The organism is Paenibacillus sp. FSL R10-2771 (genome assembly GCF_038000205.1).
Taxonomy (GTDB): domain Bacteria; phylum Bacillota; class Bacilli; order Paenibacillales; family Paenibacillaceae; genus Paenibacillus_AQ; species Paenibacillus_AQ phytohabitans.
Map to the genome: position 1 here is coordinate 6,656,041 of NZ_JBBOBM010000001.1, position 21,218 is coordinate 6,677,258.

A 21,218-nucleotide genomic window follows, 5' to 3' on the forward strand; every position below is an offset into this window, starting at 1 on the left:
ATTAAGCGTAAGGTTTATACAATTGTTCGTAAATCGAACATTTTCATGACAAATTTCGCTTGGTACAGGGATGATCCGCCAAACATCGCGGTATAAACGCGGACGGTACTGTACTTAAGCCAGGTTATACACGTATGATGGAGCGCTAAGCGGGATAGCCGGGTGGCATCATTTTCTGTGTATAGCATTTGACTGTCCTTCCGTTTGTATGCAGGACAGAAAAGAGAAGATTCTCAAATAGAAACGGCTTGCCCTTATATCAGCAAAAAAGCCGGAAACGCCAGTGAAGGCGTTCCGGCTCCGGAATTTGATAGTCAGCTGTTGATGAGGCCTATTCCCACTCAATCGTTGCAGGCGGCTTCGAAGTAATGTCGTACACGATACGGTTGACGTTATCCACTTCGTTGACGATGCGGACGGAGATTTTCTCCAGAATATCCCACGGAATACGCGCCCAGTCTGCGGTCATTCCATCTACGGAAGTTACAGCGCGGATACCTACGGTATAGGAATACGTACGCTCGTCGCCCATAACGCCAACACTCTTCATGTTAGGCAATGCAGTGAAATACTGCCAGATTTCACGGTCGAGACCGGCTTTGGCAATCTCTTCACGCAGGATAAAGTCCGAATCACGAACAATAGTCAGCTTCTCTTCGGTTACTTCACCCAGAACACGGATGGCCAGACCCGGACCCGGGAAAGGCTGACGCCAGACGATGGCATGCGGCATTCCGAGCTCTTCACCCAGCTTGCGGACCTCATCCTTGAACAGGGTGTTCAGCGGCTCGATCAGACTGAATTTCATATCTTCAGGCAGCCCGCCTACATTATGGTGGGACTTAATGGTCTGAGCCGTTGCTGTACCGCTCTCCACGATATCTGTATACAGTGTGCCTTGTGCCAGGAACGCGAAATCACCCAGCTTGGCCGATTCTTCGTCGAAGCAATAAATGAATTCATTGCCGATGATCTTACGTTTCTGTTCGGGATCGGAAACACCGGCCAGCTTGCCGAGGAAGCGGTCACGGGCGTCGATTTTGACCACATGGATATCGAATTTGCCGACAAAAGTCTCCATAACGCTCTCCGCTTCACCTTTGCGCAGAAGGCCGTGGTCAATGAACATACAAGTCAGCTGGTCGCCGATGGCACGGTGAATCAGCATAGCCACAACAGAGGAATCTACACCGCCGCTGAGTGCGCAGAGCACTTTTTTGTCGCCGACTTTGTCGCGGATATCCTTAATGGCATCGTCAATAAACGACTCCATCGTCCATTTGCCCTCGCAGCCGCAGACCTCATACAGGAAGTTCGAAATCATCTCATTCCCGTTCACAGAGTGGCGCACCTCAGGGTGGAACTGTACGGCGAAGAATTTGCGTGCATCATTGCTCATAGCTGCGATTGGAGCACTCTCTGTCCCGGCGTCCAGCTTAAAGCCTTCCGGAAGCTCCACAACATGGTCACCGTGGCTCATCCATACGGTCTGATTGCTCTCAAGACCTGCTGCAAGCACAGACCCTGGCGAGAATTCCACATCCGCTTTGCCGTATTCCCGCTTGGATGCGCGTTCTACCTTGCCGCCCTGCTGCTGGGCCATCAGTTGCATCCCGTAACAGATTCCGAAGATCGGAAGTCCGAGTTCATAAATCGCCGGATCTACATGTGGTGCATCCTCAGCGTACACACTGCTTGGCCCGCCTGAGAAAACAATCCCTTTTGGCGACAGTGCCTTAATCTTCTCCATTGGTGTATTGTACGGCAGAAGCTCGCTGTATACCCCCAGGTCCCGAATTCTGCGCGCGATAAGCTGGTTATACTGTCCCCCGAAATCCAGAACAACGATAATTTCATTTGGCTTGTTCATTACTTGCCTCCCTTGATTATTGGATTCATTATACTCATGGTTAATTCTCAGCGTCAAGGAAAGGAGACGTCTTGTCTTCGGGGATTTCTCCCATATGTGACGGGGTCTGGGGCGATTTAGGGGGGCCTGTAAAGACAGTATCCAGATCTTGGAATTCGTATCCGCTTCCACGTTTGCATGCTGGGGAAAAGTGTGACGCTACCGCTGCTAACAAGTGATTTCCTCTTTCAGGAATGCCGTCATATGCTGGACAGAACAGAGGGCTAGCCGGCGGGCGACACCGGGGAAGTTACTATGAACTAACTAATACGCCGGAAAACCAACTAATACGCCAGAGCTATACTTTTGCAGCCCTCCAAGGGTCACGCTGTACTCTCCGGGGCGCCGCACAGCAGCAAAGCGGGCTCACTTAAGTTCACCTGTAAAGAAAGGCCTAAATGTTGTAAGTATTACAACATGGATTCATGAATACTGGGGGATTCGTAACAATTGTTGTATGAAATGCAGGAATTGATGCGCTTAGCTGCCTGATTATGGGGAAATGCTGCTTTTTATACAACAATTTCTGATTTGGCTCGTTATTATGAGGAGATTGTTGTATTTCGTGCAGGATTTCAGTTGGCATCCAAGTTCAGCTTAAATATTGATGTAAATGAAAAGGCGCTCGCTGCATTAGCAGTGAACGCCTTTTCATCTTATCGGGTCAGACGGAATGTAATCGTCAAACATCTGGCAATAAACGCGGCAGCGTCATTGGCTTCCGCATCCTTGGCAGGAGCACTGGAGCGCAGGGGTTGCGGGACCGGGTCGGAGGCGCCGGGACGCGGGAGCTGCGGAACCGCGCCGGATGCGCCGGGACGCGGGGGCTGCGGAACCGCGCCGCCTGCGCCGGGGCACGGCGATTGCGGGTCCGCGACGACTGCGCCCCGGTGCGATGGCTGCGCGCGGGCGGCAAGCCCGCCCGCGCATCCGCTGTACGCCAGGGTTTCCCACTGGCGTACGAAGTCCCGGACGGCGGCGCGCAGCCGCCCGTCCTCAATGGCCAGGGAGTCTGCGTACTCCCTGGCGGTAACCCCGGGCAGCGGCGGCCCATACCGCGCCGCCAGCCCGTGCCAGGCCAGAGCGGCGGCGCGAAGCTGCCGCTCACGGCTTAATCTGCCGGCGCGGCGCACCGCCGGCAGCAGGGCCAGGCAACGCCGCCAGCGGATGGCGGCGGCCAGCCCCAGCGCCGCTGCGGCAAGCGGCGCCGGAGCTGTGCCGCCCGCCTGCGGCAGGGCGGCGGACAGAGCATCCGCGAGCTGCGCAGCGGACATGCGGGCTCCCGGCGGCGCGGAGGCAGCCGCCGGATTCGTCTCCGCCGCGCCTGCAGCAGCGGCGGAGGCAGCAGGCGTGGGGTCGAAGGGGACCCAGCCGGCGCCGGGGAAATAGACCTCGACCCAGGCGTGGGCATCACCGCCGGTCACATTGTAGCGCTGCGGCATGGAGCCGGCCACAAGCGTCCCCGGGCCGTAGCCCTGGACGTAACGGGCCGGAATGCCGCTGCTGCGCAGCAGGACCGTCATCGCCGTGGCGAAATGCACGCAGTAGCCCTGCCGGGTCCCGAAGAGGAAATCATCGGCGAAGTCCGCACCGGGCGGCGGCACTCGGGTCTGCAGGGTGTAGGTGTAGCCGGTTTGCAAATAATCTGCAACTGCAGCAGCGGCATCATAACGGTTAGCCGCAGCAGCGGTAAGCTGCTCTGCCAGAAGCCTCACCCGCTCCGGCACGGCTGCGGGGAGCTGCAAATACAGATTGCTCACCCGCTCAGGATCAATCCCCTGCAGCTTGCGCAGCACAGCCGGATCACTTTCCGGAAGCACGGACTTCACCGTATATTCCGTTAACTTGGCGGACCCGGAGACCTCCGGCAGCCGGAAGCTGCTCTTCTCGCCGTTCGCAAGGACATAACCAAGCTGGCTCCCATCAGCCAGCCGGATATTCTGTACATCGACTGCCGTGCCTGCGCTGAAGAGAGGAAGCCCGCCGGATGAAGGCTTGGCGAACTGAATCCGCTGAATGAGCGGCGCTGGCCCGGCCGCTTCCGGCTCCGCAACCGGGAGGCTCGTTAAATTAAGCGGTTCATAGGACACCCCGCTTCTGATCCAGCGGCGGCCGTCATAATAAGCTATGCTTTCTCCCCGCCAGTAGGACGGACGGGCAGCCGTTACGCTAAAGACGGCCTCTCTGCTGGGCGACAAGGGCATTCCCAGCTCCCCGTCTCCCGCACTGTAACCGGTGCTGGCCGCCTGAGGTCCAGCAGATTCTCCGGGCCTTTGCGTTTCCGCCCAATTCTCCAGCTTGTTTAGAACCGGCTGCAGTGTAATGGGAACCACTGGCCGGGCACCGAGTCCCTGCCCGCCTATCCAGGCTGCCACCGTCACGGCCACCGCTGTAGAGAACGCCCATATTCCCCAGCGGGCGTAAGGAAGAGCGTGGCTTCCTGTCCGCTCCTGCAGACGGAGCAGTCCGCTTAATGACCGCATCCAGAGAATCAGCCCCGCTGAGACCAGTACATCACCGGACGTATCGACAGCATAGACCATATCGAGCGCCAGCAGATATACCAGGGTTACACCTGTAAATAAGGTGATACTTCCCCTGTAAAGAGCCAGCTGCTGGACAGTTGACACTAACAGGCCCCAGCCAAGCACCAGAATCAGCAGCCGGCTGTCCTCACTTAAGGCTGAAATCCGGCCTGACAGGAGCAGAAGGGCATCCTCACGGATATCTGCTGCATAGAGCCGTAGCCAGGCAGTTCCTTCCTGTGCCGCGCACAGGTAGAACCAGGTCAGGAAGATCAGGAGGAACTGCCCGCAGGCCTGCAGAAGGCGGGGAAGCTGAATACATCCCCATAACAGCAGTCCGGCAGCCGAGAGCATCAGGAGCTTCAGAAGCTCGGCGGTATCCGCCGATGCGGCCAGCCGCTTGAGCGGCAGCAGCCACAGGGTGAACATCCCCATAATAGCCAAAGAGAACAGCCCGCGATAATACAGGGGACTGCTCTCCCTTTTATCGGCGAAGCTGTTCTCCGTACTTTCCGCTTCCGGCTGCCGGCTGCCCCCTGGAGAATTCACAGGGCCCCCTAAGTCTGCTGGAGTAACCCTAATGCGATGTCGGTTGGCCCGGATATCCATAATACTCCGCCCCCTTGTACCCTTGTGCAGGAGAGACATCGTTCAGACAATGGATCCGCGCACCCAGCCGCATCAGACTTCCGGCTATAGTGCCCGATGTACGCTGCTTGCCGCCGGAACCCGGGCTATACTTAACAGCCGGATAACTCTCTACAGGCTCAGGGAATCCTTCCCTGGCCTCCTTGGTTCCGGTTGAACTCCGTACCGGATCTTCCGCCGGTCCTCCCCCCGGAGAGGGCTGATCCCAGACATAGTACAGCTCGACCTTAATTCCCTGGACCAAAAAGCGGGCAAGCGTCCGGGCAGACTCTTCTTCAAGCCGGCCGGTAATGACAGACACCGTCATGCCGGGAATCCAGCCCCGTGAAGCATCCTCCAGCAGCCGGCTGAGACTCTGTGAGCCGGATGGGGATATTTCCGTCAGCAGGTCTTGTACCCTGCCGGGGATTTGACCCAGGCCTTCATATCTGGCCATCCCTTCAGGCCAGCCGCCGCTGAAGAGCTGCAGGTAACTGCTGGAACGTTCGGCAGAGAGCATCAGTCCCATTGCCGCCGACACCGCCCGTTCAAAAGCAGGCATAACCGTTCCGCGCTGCCCGCGAGGTACCAGGGCACCGTAAGGAACCTCATAATCCTCCGGAGAATTGGCAAGCACGATACAGGTCATTTGCCCGGCTTCCCGTTCAGGTACTCTGCTCTGCAGGGTTCCCTTGCGGGCGCTGTTCTTCCAGTGAATCCGGCTGAGCGGATCACCGGGGGCATAGTCACGGATATCCGCTGCTTCTGCACTGCCCTGCTTCCCCCGTCCGGGAAGCATCCGGTCTCCCGGCATTACACGGTTATCCGGCAAGCTGCCGGCCAGATACAGCGCCTTCGGGAGCACCTTGAAGCTCTCTTTGCCGCCCGGCTGACAGCCGCCAGTGAACAAACCAGGCAGATCCCCCCAGGTGACACCGCAGCCGTAAAGCTGGTGGACCCCTCTGGGAACAGACTTCAGTTCATACGAATAAGTGAAGGAGCGCCGGAATCCGGGAAACAGCAGCTCCTGATGGCTGCCTTCACTCCAGTAATCGGCAACAACTATCCATGGAAGCGGGATCTTGGAGACAAAGCTGATCTGTACCTTAACGGTAACGGTATCCCCGGCCGACGGGCGTGCGGGAGTTATTGTGCGGAGAACGGCTACCCTCCGTGGACCGCAAAGATGCATAAGCAGCCCGCCGGACATTACAATTACGCCAGCCGTCAGAAGCAGCAACAGTGATTCTCCGCCCCGCCACAGATATAACCCTAAGACTGCTGCGGTTAAAAGCAGCATCCGCGCCCACTCCTGTACAGTGCTGCGGACACGCCGGCGGGACAGGAACGCAGCCGCAGATTTCCCGGAACTATCCCGCTTTCCATGCTCATATTTGATCTGATCTATCAATGATGAGGAGGACAAGGATGACACCCTTCTTTCGGTCATAGACTAGCTCCCCCGCCTGCCCGCAATATCACTGGCTATTCGGCTTCCGGGAGCCTATTACTATCTATTCTTTCCATCAAAAAGGGTGCCCAGACATTCAGCGAATTCTTTTTAGCCCCGACTCTCCCGGCTATTTATATCAACGGCTGACACATCGGTTCAAAGTGCCTTCACTCTGCGTTCTTCTACATTTACACTGGCCGCAAGCGGCGGATGTCCTGTAGCTTCGAGCAAATCCCGCAGGGATACCCATAAGGAAGAACCAATGAGCTGTATCTCTGCTGTCTTAAGCTCCACCGCTCCGTCCGGCTGGACGACCTCTATCTGCTGTTTCTTTGAATTTACAGTCACTGTCCGCCCATTCCAGCTTACCTGTCCGCTGCGGGTAGCCGTATCCCAGCCGACTTGCCCGCCAAGCCGCTCCACGGCGGTACGGAGAGGCACGAAATATTGCCCGTTTCTAAGGTTGTACTCTCCAGGCTTCAGGATGGTTTCCAGCCTGCCTACCTCCAGAGCAAGCGGTTTGCCGGGTGCAAACAGTTCAGCATTCGGAACAATATTCGCCGAGATCCAGGCTTTGGACGGCTTCACCCGCTGCAGTGCCGCTGCCTGAGCCGACACTCTGAACTGTACCGGCTCACTCTGCGCATTAAGTAAGCCGAATTCATAACCGGCGGCTTTGTAGCGTTCAATAATGGCCGGCAAGGCCTTGGCACTCTGCTCATGACCCGACCCGTCATGCAGCAGCAGGATAACACTCCCGGAGTCCAGATCAGCAACCGAATGCTGAAGGATCTCTGCGGCAGGCACTCCCCGCCGGCTGGAGTCTCCGCTGTCTACGGTCCAGTCCATCACCTCATAGCCCGCCTGCTTCAGCAGATAAAAATAAGTATTGTCAAAATGGCCAAAGGTGCCTCCCGGTGCACGGACCAGCTGCGGACGAACCCCTGTAATGCCTCTGACCGTTTCCTCTGTCTGTTTGATCTGACGCCAGAACTCCGTGAATCCGCTATAGAGATCATGATAATTATGGTTATAGGTATGATTGCCGATGGCATGCCCCTGCTCCCAGATGGCATTGACCAGCTCGGGGCGGCTGGCAGCTTGCTCCCCCAGCACGAAGAAGGTAGCCTTCACTCCCTGCTCCTGCAATATCTGGAGCACCCGGTGAGTAACCGCACTTGGCCCGTCATCGAATGTAAGGTAGACGACCCGTCTTGCCTTGCTGTGTTTAGCTTCCTGATTAGATGTGCCCGCAGCGGCGGATACTTTCTGTAGGGTAGCAGCCTGCGGATCGGTAGCAAGTGCATAAGCTGAACCCCCTGAACCGTGGGGCTGCAGCGGCTCTGCTTCAGCATTCTTGACTGCAGCCGGCGGCAAATCTTGCACCGGGACTTCCGGAGGATTATTCTTAGAGAGTAAAGATGCTGCACTGCCTGCTTCAGCCTGCAGGGAGAATGTCCTCCATGAAGCCGGGGATTGCCCCTTGCCCCCAAGGGCTGACATACTTAGAAGCACTGCCATAACAAGCAACCCGCGGATCATAACCCGGCGGATAGGATTTTCCCGGCTATCCTTCATCTTCTCTACCTCCAGCATTCTATTGGCGATTTCACGCCATTTGGTAGATTGTATGAAGACAAGCTTCAGAATAGAATCAGGCGCGCCGCCTTCGGAGAGTGATGAATGTATGGAAATGCTGAAATGGATACAGGAATTGTTCGCCAGCTATGGATATAGCGTATTGTTCTTTGGGCTTTTGCTGGAATTCATTGCTCTTCCCTTTCCCGGAGAGACTACCATGGCCTTCGCCGGGTTTCTGTCCTATACCGGGAGGCTGGATTTCTTCACGCTGGTTATCGTAGCTTTTGCAGGGACCACAGTTGGCATGACCATTACTTATTTCATTGGACTTAGGGCCGGGCTGCCCTTCATCCAGCGTTACGGCAAATGGTTCATGTTCTCTCCGGCCAAGCTGGAAAAGACCCAGCGCTGGTTCGAGCGGTACGGCAGCGTGCTGATCTCAATCGGCTACTTTGTTCCGGGCGTCCGCCATTTCACCGGCTACTTCGCCGGTATTATCGCACTGCCTTTCCGCAAATTCGCAATGTACGCCTATGGCGGCGCCTTGTTCTGGGTACTGTTATTCCTGGGTATCGGCAAAATCTTCGGACCGCAGTGGATGGGCATTTTCCACTTAATCGAAACCTACGCCCTCTGGATTGCCCTCTTCGCCGCAGCCATTGCTGCGCTGATTGTGATGTACCGTTACCGGAATGCCATCCTTCTCCGGCTGTCCCGGCGCAAATCCGCTGCTCCGCTGGAGACGAAGGTCAAAGTAAAGGTCAAGGTCAAAGAAACTTCCAAAAGCCGCTGATTCTTTCAGATTATTAAGGCCGGGACTCCCTGTACCGCTTATTCCATTTGCTGCGCAGCAGGTAATAACCTCCCAGCAGCAGCGCAATCCCAGCAAAACCCGCCCCGCCCGCGAATCCCAGCATTCTGGGCTCCACATCATCAAGCAGCCAGCCTGCCCCTAGCATGGACAGACCCAGCAAGGTTCCGCTTACTGCCGCCAGCAGGCCGAATACGGCCGGCTGCAGCGCAGGCGGCGTTTCTCTCATCACCAGCGCATCCAGACAGGCATTGCCAATCCCTCCGGCCAAAGATAACAGAATGTACAGCAGAAATGCTGCAGCGAAATGACCGCTGCTGCTAATCATCATGAGCAGAATGCCCTCGAGCAGCAGACCGCCCAGTGCTACCGCTAAGAGCCTTTTGCGGAATAAACGCCCGGCAAAGAAACTCAGGCTGAGCCCGATGCCAAGCGCTGCGTAGAACGCCCCCACCCCGCTGTCTCCCGCATGAAATACCTGCACAGCATATACGCTGATCAGCACATTATCCCAGCCATTGATCACCGGCACCAGCAATTCATAACAGAGCACAATCTGCAGTGCCAGACTGCCTCCAAGGACTGTGCGCAGCGCCCGCCGCCGTGTCCCTTTGGCAGACAAGCCTAAGGTATGGTTTCCGCCTTCAGCATGCGGTGTTGACTCCCGGCCTGCATCTCCGGCAAGTGCCTGCTTGGGATAATGAATCCCCCTTATCAGCAGTCCGGCCGCCAGGAACGACACAGCATTCATAACAAAGGCCATGTCCGGACCGAGATACAGCGAGACAATCCCTCCTGTAAAGGCGCCAAGAATCAGCACGCAGCCGTTCAAAAGCTGTTCCAGGCTGTTGATCCGCAGCAAATCCTCCGGCGCTGCCAGCAGCGGGATGGAAGATTTGCGCACCGGACTATAGATGGCTTCACCCGCTGCCATCACAAAGCTGCCGGTATACACCAGCCACAGCATATGCTCCCCGTCTACCCAGAGCAAGGACAAGGCTACGGGGACACGCAGGAAATCCACAGCCATCATGATTGTTGTGCGCGGCAGTCTGCCAGCCAGTAACCCTCCAAGCGGTGCCATGAACAGATAAGGCAGCACCCGCACGCCAAGCGATATCCCTACGGCCATTCCCGACCCGGTCAAATGAAGAACCAGGGCCAGCATGGCAATACTGCTGAAGCGGTCGCCGATACCATTGATTAACCCGGCTGCAAACAGCCTTTGATAGCCTTTATTGCGTCCCGCAAGTGATCCTGCATTTGTGCTCATAACTTTAGCCCCTCATTAAATTATATAAATATCTAATTAGATGATAATATAATATGAAATTTGGAGCAATGCTTTATTTCAGACAATTTGCTAAGCTTAGACCATTAACCTGAAAGAAAGCGGGTGCATTTCTGTGAAAATAGACCGTCTCCTCTCCATTGTCATTCTGCTGCTGAACCGGCCGCTGATTCAGGCCAAGGAGCTGGCCGATATGTTCGAAGTCTCCGTACGCACCATCTACCGCGATATAGACAGCATTAATACCGCAGGTATTCCTGTCGTCACGTATCAGGGGGCCGGGGGCGGTATCGGCCTCATGCAAGGCTACCGGCTGGACCGTAATGTTCTATCCGAGCGTGAGCTGGCCGATATCTTCGGCGCACTGCAAAGCGTCTCCTCTTATGGCGGTGAAGGGCACCAGCTGTTAATGGAGAAAATCAGCAGTGTGATCCCCCCTTCCCAGACAGCTGCCTTCCGCAGCAAGACCACCCAGATGATCGTTGATCTCTCCCCTTGGGGACTGATGGGCCCTTTGGAGGAGCGGATCAGCCTTCTTAAAGAGGCGCTGGAGGAAAATACAGTCATCTTCTTCGAATACATCTCGGCCGAAGGCCGGGCAAGTACGCGTACCGTTGAACCCTACACCCTTGTACTCAAAGGACAAAGCTGGTACTTATACGGTTTCTGCACAGAACGCCGGGATTTCCGGCTCTTCAAGCTGCTGCGGATGAAAGCGCTGGTGAAGGAGAAGCGGCACTATACCCGCCAGGATATTCCGCTGAAGGAGCTGCCCTGGACGGACGGCTGGAAAGAACCGCAGAATATCCAGCCGATCCGGCTGCAATTCGCACCGGAAGGCAGGCATCTTGCGGAAGAGTATTTCGACTCCGAGGAGCTGCAGCAGGATGACCGCGGCGGGTACTCCCTCACCGTCCATTATCCTGAGAATGATTGGCTGTTCGGTTTCCTGCTAAGCTTCGGAACCGTACTGGAGGTGCTTGGGCCGGAACATATCCGCCGGAGAATAGGCGAGCTGGCCGGAGGCGTTGCTGCCAAATACGCCTCCAGCCTCCCGCAGCCAGCACTACCTGCTGAACAAAGAAGGGGATAGTATCTTTTTTCCATAACCCGCACATGAACCTGAATCTATGCTGTCAGGTTTGCCGGCTTATACTGGACAGGAAGAGGCGGCAAACACCGCCTGAACCAGAACCCTGAGGAGTGTGCAATATGGAAACGGCGTCAACGAAACAAACGGAGGGCTTGTTCTGCCAAAGCTGCGGAATGCCGGTTAACGAAACTGAGCTGCAGGGCAGCGACAAGGAAGGCAACAAAACGGAGGAGTATTGCATCTACTGTTATGAGCATGGTGAATTCAAGCAGCCGGATATCACTCTGCAGGAGATGACCGATCTCTGTGCCGGGTACTTGGTGGAGGAAGGGATGGATGAAGCTGCCGCCCGCCAGATGCTGGGGTATTCCCTTCCGCAGCTGAAGCGCTGGAGCAAGGGAGCCGGGATTAGCTGAGGCTGTAAACGGACAACAAAAGGACTACCCGGCAAAACCGTACGGCTTTGCGGATAGTCCCTTTGTTGAAATTATAGCCTGTTCATACAACTAAGCTCTTTGCGATTTCACCTTGTTAGGCTGCGGCTGTACTGCATCCTCTTCTTCCGTCTTCAGGAAATCCGGCTGCGGGGAAGTCTTTCTGATGAACAACGCCAGCACCAGGGCAAGAACTGTCACCCAGGTAGCTACAGTGAACGCATGGGTAATCCCGTTAATCGTTGCTTCCTGCGTAAGCTTAAGCATCGCCGCCTTATCGGTCTGCGATACCGCACCACTTGTCAGTGCATCGGTAATGTTGCTCTTCGTACGGTTGGTCATCAGGCTGACGAACAGCGCCATACCCAGTGCACCGCCAACGGTCCGCAAGGTGTTGGACATTGCCGTACCGTGCGAAGCCAAACGCTGCGGCAGCTGATTCAGGCCGGCAGTTACGATTGGCATCATCAGCATGGACATCCCGAACATCCGCGCAGTATAAGTCAGGATCAGATGTGTATAGGTTGTGCTGTCACTGATCTGGCTGAATTCCCAGGTCGTAATGGCTGTGATGGCAAGGCCGATAACCGCCAGCCATCTTGCACCTATTTTATCAAATATAATTCCGGTGATCGGAGACATAATACCCATCAGAATCGCACCCGGCAGCAGCATCAGTCCGGATTCCATAGGTGTAAATCCGCGGATCGTCTGCAGATAAATCGGCAGCAGGATCATACCTGCGTACATAGCCATAGTCACAATAATGTTAATTACTGTAGTGAGTGAATACATGTTGTAGCGGAAAATGCGGAATTCAAGCAGCGGCTTATCCGCTGTAAGCTCACGCCATACGAACAGCCCCAGGGAGACAATACCCAGGATCAGACAGAGGATAACTGTGGTGCTGCCCCAGCCGTCCGTTCCTGCGTCACTGAAGCCATACAGCAAGCCGCCAAAGCCCAGGGTCGAAAGAACCACACCCGGCTTATCCAGCTTCGGAGAAGTTAGTTTGCCTACATTCTGCATCGTCTTCATGCCAAGCAGCATCGAGAAGATCGCCAGCGGAAGCACGATGTAGAACAGCACGCGCCAGGAGTAGTTCTGAACCACCCAACCGGACAAGGTAGGTCCGACTGCCGGAGCAAAAATCATCGCAACCGCCATAAGTCCCATGGCCTTGCCGCGTTCTTCAATCGGGAAGATGCGCAGGAACACAATGTTCATCAGCGGCATCAGAATCCCGGCACCTACCGCCTGGATAACTCTGCCGACCATAATCATTTCAAAGCCTGATCCTATTGCACAAACCAGTGTACCTATGGAAAATAGCATCATCGCCGTCGTAAAGAGCTGGCGGGTCGTAAATTTCTCTACCAGATAAGCACTGATTGGCACCAGTACACCATTAACCAGCATGAACCCTGTAGTCAACCATTGCGCCGTATTGGCGGCGATCTTCAGGTCCTCCATCATTTTGGGCAGCGCCACATTCATCAGTGTCTGATTCAGCAGCGCCACGAAGGCGCCGATCAGGAGCGCTGCGATAATCGGACCTCTGCGGATCGCTTTAGACGATGCAGTGTCTGCAGTAATTGTACTCATAGCTTCTTTTTGTCTCTCCCTTGTTCTAGAATTTTGATGATTTCACCATGCAACCGCAGCAATTCTCCAGCATCCTCAGCAGGTATATTAGCCAGTGGCTGCAGATACCTGCGCAGAGACTGTTTGCTTAACTCCCGGATCTCCTTGCCCTTATCGGTCATCGCCAGCTTAAATATACGTCTGTCGCTCTGCGAGCGTTCTCTGGTAATCAGTCCAGCCTTCACCATCCGGTCTACCACTCCGCTTGCCGCGCTGTTGCCAAGATGCAGCAGATCTGCAAGCTCAGTGATACCGATATCGGGATGTGCCGATAACTTACGCAATACCATTAGCTGGGTGGATGTAATCTTCAGCTCTTCTGCGTCCTTCCACAAAAGCTGCTGGAAATTATGGTTGATGCAGCGGAAAGAGGACAGAATATCGTCCAATTGCTTTTCCTTTTCCTCCAACCTCAATCCCTCCAATCGCCCAATATGAAATAATACTTCGCATACGAACTATTTTACTATTTACCTATTTATTCGTCAATAACTTGCAGAAATTTTCTGAAAAAGTAATTATTCTTTCACTCCTACCGGGATGCCACCGGCAAAAGTTTGCGTTTATTGTGGACTTCCCGGGTCCAAAATATGAATTACACGAAAGCGGGGAAAACAAATGAGTCTGGAGCAACAACGTAAGAGCTGGAGCGGGGAGCATAAGTTTTTGTCGGAGATCATCGTAAAGCCTGAAGCGCATGCTGAAGCTGCCGCTTTATTCCTGAGGCTGCATTCAGCCCTGTATGCTGCAGACATAAGCAGCGGGGAACAGCCTAGTTTCGAGGATTCCTTATGGAACAATCTGTTAGAGTCTACTTTGCGCAGCTATCCTGTTCAGACGCCCGGCAGCCGTAATTCTATAGTCTGGCATATATGGCACAGCGCGCGGATCGAGGACATCACCATGAACATCCTTGGTGCAGACCGTGCGCAGGTGCTTCATTCAGAGCACTATGCAGAGAGCCTGCAGACCCCTTTCATCCACTCCGGTAATGGAATGAGTGATCAGGAAGTGGCTGCATTCAGTGCAGAGGTGAATATCGGGGCATTAGCGGCATACCGGCGTGCTGTAGCAATCAGAACACGCTCCATCATTTCCGCTGTGCAGCCGGGGCAATTCGGGCGCAAAGCCACTCCGGCGCAGTTCAGCAGGGTGCTGGAGGAAAAAGCCGTCCTGGAAACCGAGCAGTGGCTACTCGATTACTGGGGCGGCAAGACCCTTGCCGGACTGGTGCTGATGCCTGCCACACGGCATAATTTCGTCCATCTTAACAAAGCGATGCGCGTGAAGCAGAAGCTGCAGAAGTGAGCTATATTAACCGCACTTAAGGCAACAACCATTCAAATTCCGGTCAGTCGCTGCGGACTGGCGGAATACGTCAATGCTCAATGCCTTACACTTGATTCTTTAGCGGCAGAATGGAGACCTCTTAGGAAGCTCTGTAGACATAAATGTTGTACGTTTTGCAACTTTGATTCATGGATTACGGGGTGATCGGGAGGATTGTTGTATGAAATGCAAGAATATTCCTGCTGAGCTGCTTGAAAAAGGTGAAATGCTGCCTTTTATACAACAATTCTGGTTTTGGGCCGATAGGAGGAGGGAATTGTTGTATTATGGGCAGGAATTTATGAAGAGTTACGGGAGTTCCACCACAGAAAGCGGATGAATCTAAAAAGAGCGGGCCGGAGATTAATCCGGTCCGCTCTTTGGCATATGCAGGGCTTTACAGCATCACTGGGCTTATATCCCGCAGCCCACAGTGCCAGTTAAAGTAGGCTGCAGCCGTGCGATTTCCTCTGCTGACGGTTGTTTGCCGCTCTCCAATCCGCTGGCAATTGACATCATCAGCTTGATCCGGTTAGCCTGATTCACGACGCTGACCCCGGCATCATAGTCGATGGCAACGATATTCGCGCCCGGATACAGCTCCTTCAGTCCTTTAATCATGCCCCGGCCGGTAATATGATTCGGCAGGCAGGCAAATGGCTGAATACAGGCGATATTGTTCACGCCATTATCGAGCAGATCCATCATCTCCGCTGTCAGGAACCAGCCTTCGCCCATCTGGTTGCCTACAGAGACCAGACGGCTTGCTTTCTCGGCCAGCCCATAAATATTCTCCCGGCCTTTGGCCAGTCCCGCTTGCTCCAGCGCCACTTTGACCGGCTTGCGGTAAATCTCCAGATACGAGATCAGCATGGGATTAATATATCCCAGCCGTTTGCTTTTGCCGAATTGCTCGGCTTTGTAGATCGGATTATAGACACAATAGAAAATGAAGTCCAGGAAATCCGGCATTACAGCCTCTCCGCCTTCTGCCTCAATCATATCGATAATGCGGTTATTGGCGTCCGGATGGAATTTGATCAGTATTTCACCGACAATGCCCACCTTCGGCTTCACTGCCGGGTTAACCGCGAGCCGGGAGAACTCAGCGACGATCTCACGGCATAGCCGCTTGTACTCACGGAACGAGAAGTTCGACAGGCTTTTTTTGCAGCGCTCCATACCGCTGCGGAATAAGGCTCCGGCGCTTCCCGGAACAGTCTCATACGGTCTGAAGCGGTGCAGAAGACGCATCATCAGATCACCGTAGCAGGCCGCAGCAATCAGGCGGTTCGCCAGCTTCAGGCTGATCCGGAAGCCCGGCTGATTCTCCATGCCGGATGCATTCAGTGAAATAACCGGAATCTGCCCCAGATTCGAATCCTTCAGTGCCTTGCGCAGCAGGGAGATGTAATTGGTCGCCCGGCAGCCGCCGCCGGTCTGTGACATGATTACGGCAGTCCGGTCCGGATCGTATTCCCCGCTCTTCAGCGCGGACAGCATCTGCCCGATGGTTACAATCGCCGGATAACAGGCATCATTGTTCACGTACCTTAGACCTTCCTCGGTCTCCTGCGGTCCGGTTGATTCCAGGATCTTCAGACGATAGCCTGCATCCTGGAACACCCGTTCAAACAGCTCGAAATGGATCGGTGACATCTGCGGAGCCAGAATGGTATAGGTTTCCTTCATTTCCTTCGTGAACGGCACATTTGCCTGCGTCTTGTACAGCAGCTGAGGCTGCACATCCCCCTGCTCCCGCTCACGCATAGCTGCCAGCAGGGAACGCAGACGGATACGTGCGGCCCCCAGATTGCTGATCTCATCAATCTTAATCAGCGTATAGACCTTATTGTGGCGTTCCATAATCTCCTGAACGGCATCGCAGGTGATCGCATCAATACCACAGCCAAAGGAAGTCAGCTGGACAAGCTCCAGATCGTTTCTTCCCGCAGCCAGCCGGGCCGCACGGTACATCCGCGCATGGTAGGTCCATTGGTTGACTACGCCTACGTCTCCTTCACTGTGGTCCAGATGGCAGACCGAATCCTCGGTCAGCACCGCAAGACCCATGCCGGTGATCATATCGGCAATACCGTGGTTGATCTCCGGATCAGCGTGGTACGGATGTCCGCAGAGCAGAATCCCCTTCGTCCCTGTCTCCGTAAGGAAGACCAGCGTTTCTTCACCCTTCGTACGCACATCATTCTTCGCCTGATCGGCTTCCGCAAGTCCCGCCTGTACAGCTGCAGCGATCTCCTCCTTGGGAACATCGGCAAAGGTCTTCACCAGCACCCGCGTCAGCGCCGGAATATCATCGAAGGTCAGGAACGGACTGACTAGAGGAACCCCCTGCTCCTTCAACCCATCCATATTGTTGCGGATTACCTCTGGATAAGAGGCAACCACCGGGCAATTGAAATGATTCTGGGCGGCTTCATCCTCCTTCTTCTCAAAGACAACCGCAGGATAGAAGATGAAGTCGACGCCTTTGCCGATCAGACTCTGCACATGCCCGTGAGCCATTTTGGCCGGATAACAGATGGATTCCGACGGAATGGTATCCATTCCGCTCTCATACAGCTTCTTAGTGGACTTCGGCGACAGTACAGTCCGGTAGCGCAGAGAGGTGAAGAAGGTATGCCAGAACGGATAATTCTCGAACATATTCATCGTCCGTGGAATTCCGACCGTGCCCCGTACCGCCGCTTCTTCAGGCAATCCCTCATAGTCGAAGAAACGTTCATATTTATACTGCATCAGATTCGGCAGCGTATTCTTCTCTTTCTTGCCGCCTGCCCCGCGCTCGCAGCGGTTCCCGGTCACGTGGAAGCTCTTGTCCGGGAAGCGGCTGATGGTCAGCGCGCAGTTATTGGCACAGCGGCTGCAGCGGCCGGGAGAGACTGAATATTGGAATGTCTCCAGCTCTTCGGGTCCCAGAATAGTGCTAATCCCTTCCGGGCCAGCCTGTTCTTTGGCAATCAGCGCACAGCCGTAGGCGCCCATAACGCCGGCAATATCAGGTCTGACCACGGTTCTCCCGGTCAGCTGCTCGAAGGCCCGCAGTACGGCTTCATTGTAGAAAGTGCCGCCCTGAACAATAATGTTGCGGCCCAAATCCTCAGGATTGCGGATTTTGATTACCTTTTGCAGGGCATTCTTGATAACTGAATAGGCAAGTCCGGCCGAGAGATCGGCCAGAGACGCGCCTTCCTTCTGTACCTGCTTCACCTTGGAATTCATGAACACGGTGCAGCGGGAACCGAGATTCACCGGCTTGACGGATTCGAGCGCCGATTGGGCGAACTCCTCAATGCCAAGCTCCAGCGCGGAAGCGAAGCTCTCCAGGAAGGAGCCGCAGCCTGCCGAGCAGGCTTCATTAAGCATCAGGCTGTCGATAGCGCCGCCGCGGATCTTGATGCACTTCATATCCTGGCCGCCGATATCGAGGATAAAGTCTACTTCCGGCATGAATTTGGAGGCCGCTTTATAATGCGCTACCGTCTCCACTTCGCCGCCGTCTGTCCGCAGTGCGGCCTTGACCAATCCCTCGCCGTAACCGGTAGCATAAGCTCCGGCGATGTAGCAGCCCTCCGGCAGAATCCGGTAGATTTCCTTCAGCGCATCCGTAACAGACTGCAGCGGATTGCCTTTATTGCTTCCATAGGAAGTGTATAGAATCTCATCCGCCGACCCGGTAATCACCAGCTTTGTCGTTGTAGAGCCGGCATCAATGCCGAGATAAATAGGTCCGCGATAGGCGGATAGCTCGGAACGCGGTGCTGTCGCTTGGCCGTGGCGGAGTCTGAACTGCACCAAATCATCCGCAGTCTCAAACAGCGGTGCCAGCTCGGCATCCTCCGCACGGTCCAGCGAGAAGTCCACGGAAGCAATCCGCGAGATCCAGCTAGACAGCGGCAGGAACAGGGGATCCGACTGCGCAAGCGCCGAACCGATCGCTACAAAATATTGTGAATGCTCCGGGAACAGTATGTCGCCTTCCTTAAGTCCCAGCGTATCCGCAAAACGGTCGCGGAGTGCAGACAAGAACGTCAGCGGTCCGCCCAGAAAAGCCACACGGCCGCGGATCGGCCGTCCGCAGGCAAGTCCGCTGATCGTCTGGTTCACAATGCTCTGGAAGATGGAGGCCGCCACATCCTCGCGGCGTGCTCCTTCATTAAGCAGCGGCTGCACATCACTCTTGGCAAATACCCCGCAGCGTGAAGCGATTGGATAGATCCGTTCATGCTTCACTGCAAGCTCATTGAGCCCGCCGGGATCGGTCTGCAGCAGCGAGGCCATCTGATCGATGAACGCTCCGGTACCGCCAGCACAGGCGGTATTCATCCGCTGCTCAATGCCGCCGCTGAGATAGATAATCTTGGCATCTTCCCCGCCAAGCTCAATCGCTGTATCGCACTGCGGAATCCGTTCGCTGATCGCCTTGGTGCAGGCAATGACCTCCTGGACAAACGGAATCTCCCCCAGTTTGGATAGTGATAAACCGGAGGAGCCGCTTACAGTGAGTGCTGCTTCGCTATCCGGGAACCGGTCCTGTACATCGGACAAGAGAGATAGCGCCGCTTTTTTTATATCGCTGAAATGACGCACATAATCTTGATAAATAATTGTATCCCGCTGCATAACAACCAATTTGGCCGTAGTTGATCCGACGTCAAGCCCAATACGCAGTATTTTCATGCCATCCCCCATGCCTTGCTCCAAATTTGAAGTAATATGAGGCAACTATATCATGAGAGAGGCTGACCAAAGCTGTTAAAAAAGTAACAGACAAATACAATTAACTCCTAGCATACTTAATTATTTCACGATTTGTTCTAATGCGGCCTCCACATGGCCCTTGACCCGGACTTTTCTCCATTCCGCGATCAGAATTCCTTCTTCGTCAATCAGGAAGGTGGAGCGCACAATGCCCATAAATTCTTTGCCGTAGAGCTTCTTCAGCTGCCACACTCCGAATAATTCGCTTACCTTATGCTCCTCATCGGACAGCAGAGGGAATGGCAAACCGTTCTTCGCGATAAATTTGCCGTGTGAGGCGAGATTATCGGGGCTGATTCCCAGCAGAACCGCTCCATGGGCTGTAACCCTGTCATGGGCATCACGGAAATCGCAGGCTTCCTGCGTGCAGGCGGGTGTCATATTCTTGGGATAGAAGTAGAGCAGGACTTTCCTGCCGCGATACTGGCTTAAGCTGATTTCCTGCCCTGTGGAAGCGGGGAGCGTAAAGTCCGGAACCGCTTGTCCAAGCTTGATATTCATTTAATGTTCACTCCTTATGGATATGGCTGATGATTCGGAAATTGCGTGTATTCCCAAAAGAAATTATAATGTAGAGAATGTGAACCGGAAAGGAAGAACGAAATGCCGCCAAGAAAGAACCGGCACGCAAAAGCCGGCAAATCAAAAAAGAAGACGTTGCTCTGGACTCTGGCAATCATACTCCTTCTAATTATCGGAGGTCTGGTTTATTATTTCACCGCAATCTACAACCAGCTCGACAACCTGCACAAGACAGGTGAAGATTCTCCGTTTGCCAATGTGCCAACAGCCTCGGCGGAAACTGTTCAGCCCCCCGAATGGGAAGGTACAGAGCCTGTGAACATCCTGCTTATGGGTGTCGATGCGCGCGGAGTGAAGAAAGGCGAGGTCCCACGTTCGGATACCATGCTGGTTGCCTCATTAGACCCGGTCAAGAAAAAATTCTATGTCTTCTCCATTCTTCGCGATACTTATATCCCTATCCCTGACCACGGGACACAGCGGATCAATGCTGCAATTACCTATGGACCCAATACGGCGATGCAGACGGTAAGCGACCTGCTCGGCATCCCGATTCAATATTATGTGTATACCGATTTCCAGGGCTTCATGAAGCTTGTAGATGCCGTTGGCGGTGTCGACTATGAGGTTGAGAAAGACATGCACTATACTTCCAAGGCGGACGGGCCTGAGTTCGATATTGATCTCAAAAAAGGCTTCCAGCACCTGGATGGCAATATGGCGCTGCAGTACGTGCGCTTCCGCCATGACGCCACTTCCGATTTCACCCGGACGGAACGTCAGCGCGGATTCCTCAAGGCCGTGGCGGACAAGGTGATCAGTACCACTTCTATTATTAAGCTGCCCACGATTCTGTCAGAGGTTACGCCTTATATTGATACCAATCTTACCTTAAGTGATATGTGGAAGCTGGGGAGCGTCGGCTATGACAGCTCCATGGGCGGCAGTGCGCAAATCCCGCCGATGGAGCTGATCAGAGAGAAAACCACCAAGGATGGCTCCCAGGTCATCGGCTTCACCAGTGATGAAGATCTGAAGCAGTTCGTGCAGGATACAGTCACTGCGCCTGATCCTACTCCGACTCCTGAGGCAGAGGCTTCCCCGGGCAGCAGCCCTTCCGCTACACCGGGATCTAACTAGAATACAATATAACCATGCTTGGCACACAGGGGCGGGCGGACAGCGGGATACACCGCCAGTTCGCCCTTTCCCTTGCG

General features: G+C 54.6%; 15 protein-coding genes. 6 read left to right on the forward strand and 9 right to left on the reverse strand.

Features of this window, described 5'->3' with window-relative positions; genetic code table 11:
• Nucleotides 1–331: 331 nt before the first annotated feature.
• From guaA to NSU14_RS28660, 4 genes are all read right to left on the reverse strand, one after another.
• The gene (gene guaA / locus NSU14_RS28645; protein ID WP_039309743.1) at nucleotides 332–1,870 is read right to left on the reverse strand and encodes a glutamine-hydrolyzing GMP synthase; all 1,539 of its coding nucleotides are present in this window, start codon (nucleotides 1,868–1,870) and stop codon (nucleotides 332–334) included.
• A 695-nt stretch (nucleotides 1,871–2,565) separates the two neighbouring features.
• Complete coding sequence (locus tag NSU14_RS28650) at nucleotides 2,566–4,983, reverse strand: transglutaminase domain-containing protein (RefSeq protein WP_340948085.1); 2,418 nt, start codon at nucleotides 4,981–4,983, stop codon at nucleotides 2,566–2,568.
• Between the two features lie 28 nt (nucleotides 4,984–5,011).
• Nucleotides 5,012–6,511, reverse strand: coding sequence for a DUF58 domain-containing protein (locus NSU14_RS28655; RefSeq protein WP_340948087.1), 1,500 nt, complete (start codon nucleotides 6,509–6,511; stop codon nucleotides 5,012–5,014).
• Nucleotides 6,512–6,670: 159 nt separating this feature from the next.
• Complete coding sequence (locus NSU14_RS28660) at nucleotides 6,671–8,092, reverse strand: polysaccharide deacetylase (RefSeq protein WP_340948089.1); 1,422 nt, start codon at nucleotides 8,090–8,092, stop codon at nucleotides 6,671–6,673.
• Nucleotides 8,093–8,201: 109 nt separating this feature from the next.
• On the opposite strand from NSU14_RS28660, the gene NSU14_RS28665 reads away from it, so the two are divergent.
• Nucleotides 8,202–8,888: a DedA family protein gene (locus NSU14_RS28665; protein ID WP_340948091.1), complete on the forward strand. Its 687-nt coding sequence runs from the start codon at nucleotides 8,202–8,204 to the stop codon at nucleotides 8,886–8,888.
• A gap of 13 nt (nucleotides 8,889–8,901) precedes the next feature.
• On the opposite strand, the gene NSU14_RS28670 is transcribed toward NSU14_RS28665, so the two are convergent.
• Nucleotides 8,902–10,179: an MFS transporter gene (locus NSU14_RS28670; protein ID WP_340948093.1), complete on the reverse strand. Its 1,278-nt coding sequence runs from the start codon at nucleotides 10,177–10,179 to the stop codon at nucleotides 8,902–8,904.
• 133 nt (nucleotides 10,180–10,312) lie between these two features.
• Here NSU14_RS28670 and NSU14_RS28675 point away from each other — a divergent pair, with 133 nt between their 5' ends.
• Nucleotides 10,313–11,290, forward strand: a complete 978-nt coding sequence (locus NSU14_RS28675; RefSeq protein ID WP_340948095.1) for a helix-turn-helix transcriptional regulator — start codon at nucleotides 10,313–10,315, stop codon at nucleotides 11,288–11,290.
• Nucleotides 11,291–11,409: 119 nt separating this feature from the next.
• Complete coding sequence (locus NSU14_RS28680; RefSeq protein WP_336101128.1) at nucleotides 11,410–11,706, forward strand: zinc ribbon domain-containing protein; 297 nt, start codon at nucleotides 11,410–11,412, stop codon at nucleotides 11,704–11,706.
• Between the two features lie 90 nt (nucleotides 11,707–11,796).
• Here NSU14_RS28680 and NSU14_RS28685 read toward each other — a convergent pair whose 3' ends face one another.
• Both NSU14_RS28685 and NSU14_RS28690 read right to left on the reverse strand, forming a co-directional pair.
• On the reverse strand, nucleotides 11,797–13,329 hold the full coding sequence (locus NSU14_RS28685) for a DHA2 family efflux MFS transporter permease subunit (protein WP_076246289.1): 1,533 nt from the start codon (nucleotides 13,327–13,329) through the stop codon (nucleotides 11,797–11,799).
• Nucleotides 13,326–13,778 carry a MarR family winged helix-turn-helix transcriptional regulator gene (locus NSU14_RS28690; RefSeq protein ID WP_039310060.1) on the reverse strand — a complete coding sequence of 151 codons (453 nt, stop codon included), beginning with the start codon at nucleotides 13,776–13,778 and terminating at the stop codon, nucleotides 13,326–13,328. The genes NSU14_RS28685 and NSU14_RS28690 overlap by 4 nt, the downstream gene beginning before the upstream one ends.
• A gap of 208 nt (nucleotides 13,779–13,986) precedes the next feature.
• Between NSU14_RS28690 and NSU14_RS28695 the strand changes: the two genes are divergently transcribed.
• Both NSU14_RS28695 and NSU14_RS28700 read left to right on the forward strand, forming a co-directional pair.
• Entirely contained in the window at nucleotides 13,987–14,676 is a 690-nt protein-coding gene (locus NSU14_RS28695) for a DinB family protein (protein ID WP_336101129.1), read from the forward strand.
• A gap of 202 nt (nucleotides 14,677–14,878) precedes the next feature.
• Complete coding sequence (locus NSU14_RS28700) at nucleotides 14,879–15,037, forward strand: hypothetical protein (protein ID WP_340948099.1); 159 nt, start codon at nucleotides 14,879–14,881, stop codon at nucleotides 15,035–15,037.
• Nucleotides 15,038–15,111: 74 nt separating this feature from the next.
• Here the strand turns inward: NSU14_RS28700 and NSU14_RS28705 are convergent, their stop codons facing one another.
• Nucleotides 15,112–19,398, reverse strand: coding sequence for an acyl-CoA dehydratase activase-related protein (locus NSU14_RS28705; protein WP_340948101.1), 4,287 nt, complete (start codon nucleotides 19,396–19,398; stop codon nucleotides 15,112–15,114).
• Between the two features lie 120 nt (nucleotides 19,399–19,518).
• The gene (gene bcp, locus NSU14_RS28710; RefSeq protein ID WP_076246284.1) at nucleotides 19,519–19,980 is read right to left on the reverse strand and encodes a thioredoxin-dependent thiol peroxidase; all 462 of its coding nucleotides are present in this window, start codon (nucleotides 19,978–19,980) and stop codon (nucleotides 19,519–19,521) included.
• Between the two features lie 102 nt (nucleotides 19,981–20,082).
• Here bcp and NSU14_RS28715 point away from each other — a divergent pair, with 102 nt between their 5' ends.
• A complete protein-coding gene (locus tag NSU14_RS28715) occupies nucleotides 20,083–21,141 on the forward strand; it encodes an LCP family protein (protein WP_042133356.1) in 1,059 nt (352 codons plus the stop codon).
• Nucleotides 21,142–21,218: the final 77 nt, after the last annotated feature.

What these genes read in the sequence shown, in the direction of transcription:
- NSU14_RS28660 (WP_340948089.1), bottom strand. Translation starts at nt 8,092, where the DNA reads ATGAAGGATAGCCGGGAAAATCCTATCCGCCGGGTTATGATCCGCGGG.
- NSU14_RS28680 (WP_336101128.1), top strand. Translation starts at nt 11,410, where the DNA reads ATGGAAACGGCGTCAACGAAACAAACGGAGGGCTTGTTCTGCCAAAGC.
- NSU14_RS28685 (WP_076246289.1), bottom strand. Translation starts at nt 13,329, where the DNA reads ATGAGTACAATTACTGCAGACACTGCATCGTCTAAAGCGATCCGCAGA.
- NSU14_RS28665 (WP_340948091.1), top strand. Translation starts at nt 8,202, where the DNA reads ATGGAAATGCTGAAATGGATACAGGAATTGTTCGCCAGCTATGGATAT.
- NSU14_RS28695 (WP_336101129.1), top strand. Translation starts at nt 13,987, where the DNA reads ATGAGTCTGGAGCAACAACGTAAGAGCTGGAGCGGGGAGCATAAGTTT.
- guaA (WP_039309743.1), bottom strand. Translation starts at nt 1,870, where the DNA reads ATGAACAAGCCAAATGAAATTATCGTTGTTCTGGATTTCGGGGGACAG.
- NSU14_RS28670 (WP_340948093.1), bottom strand. Translation starts at nt 10,179, where the DNA reads ATGAGCACAAATGCAGGATCACTTGCGGGACGCAATAAAGGCTATCAA.
- NSU14_RS28715 (WP_042133356.1), top strand. Translation starts at nt 20,083, where the DNA reads ATGCCGCCAAGAAAGAACCGGCACGCAAAAGCCGGCAAATCAAAAAAG.
- bcp (WP_076246284.1), bottom strand. Translation starts at nt 19,980, where the DNA reads ATGAATATCAAGCTTGGACAAGCGGTTCCGGACTTTACGCTCCCCGCT.
- NSU14_RS28705 (WP_340948101.1), bottom strand. Translation starts at nt 19,398, where the DNA reads ATGAAAATACTGCGTATTGGGCTTGACGTCGGATCAACTACGGCCAAA.
- NSU14_RS28700 (WP_340948099.1), top strand. Translation starts at nt 14,879, where the DNA reads ATGAAATGCAAGAATATTCCTGCTGAGCTGCTTGAAAAAGGTGAAATG.
- NSU14_RS28655 (WP_340948087.1), bottom strand. Translation starts at nt 6,511, where the DNA reads ATGACCGAAAGAAGGGTGTCATCCTTGTCCTCCTCATCATTGATAGAT.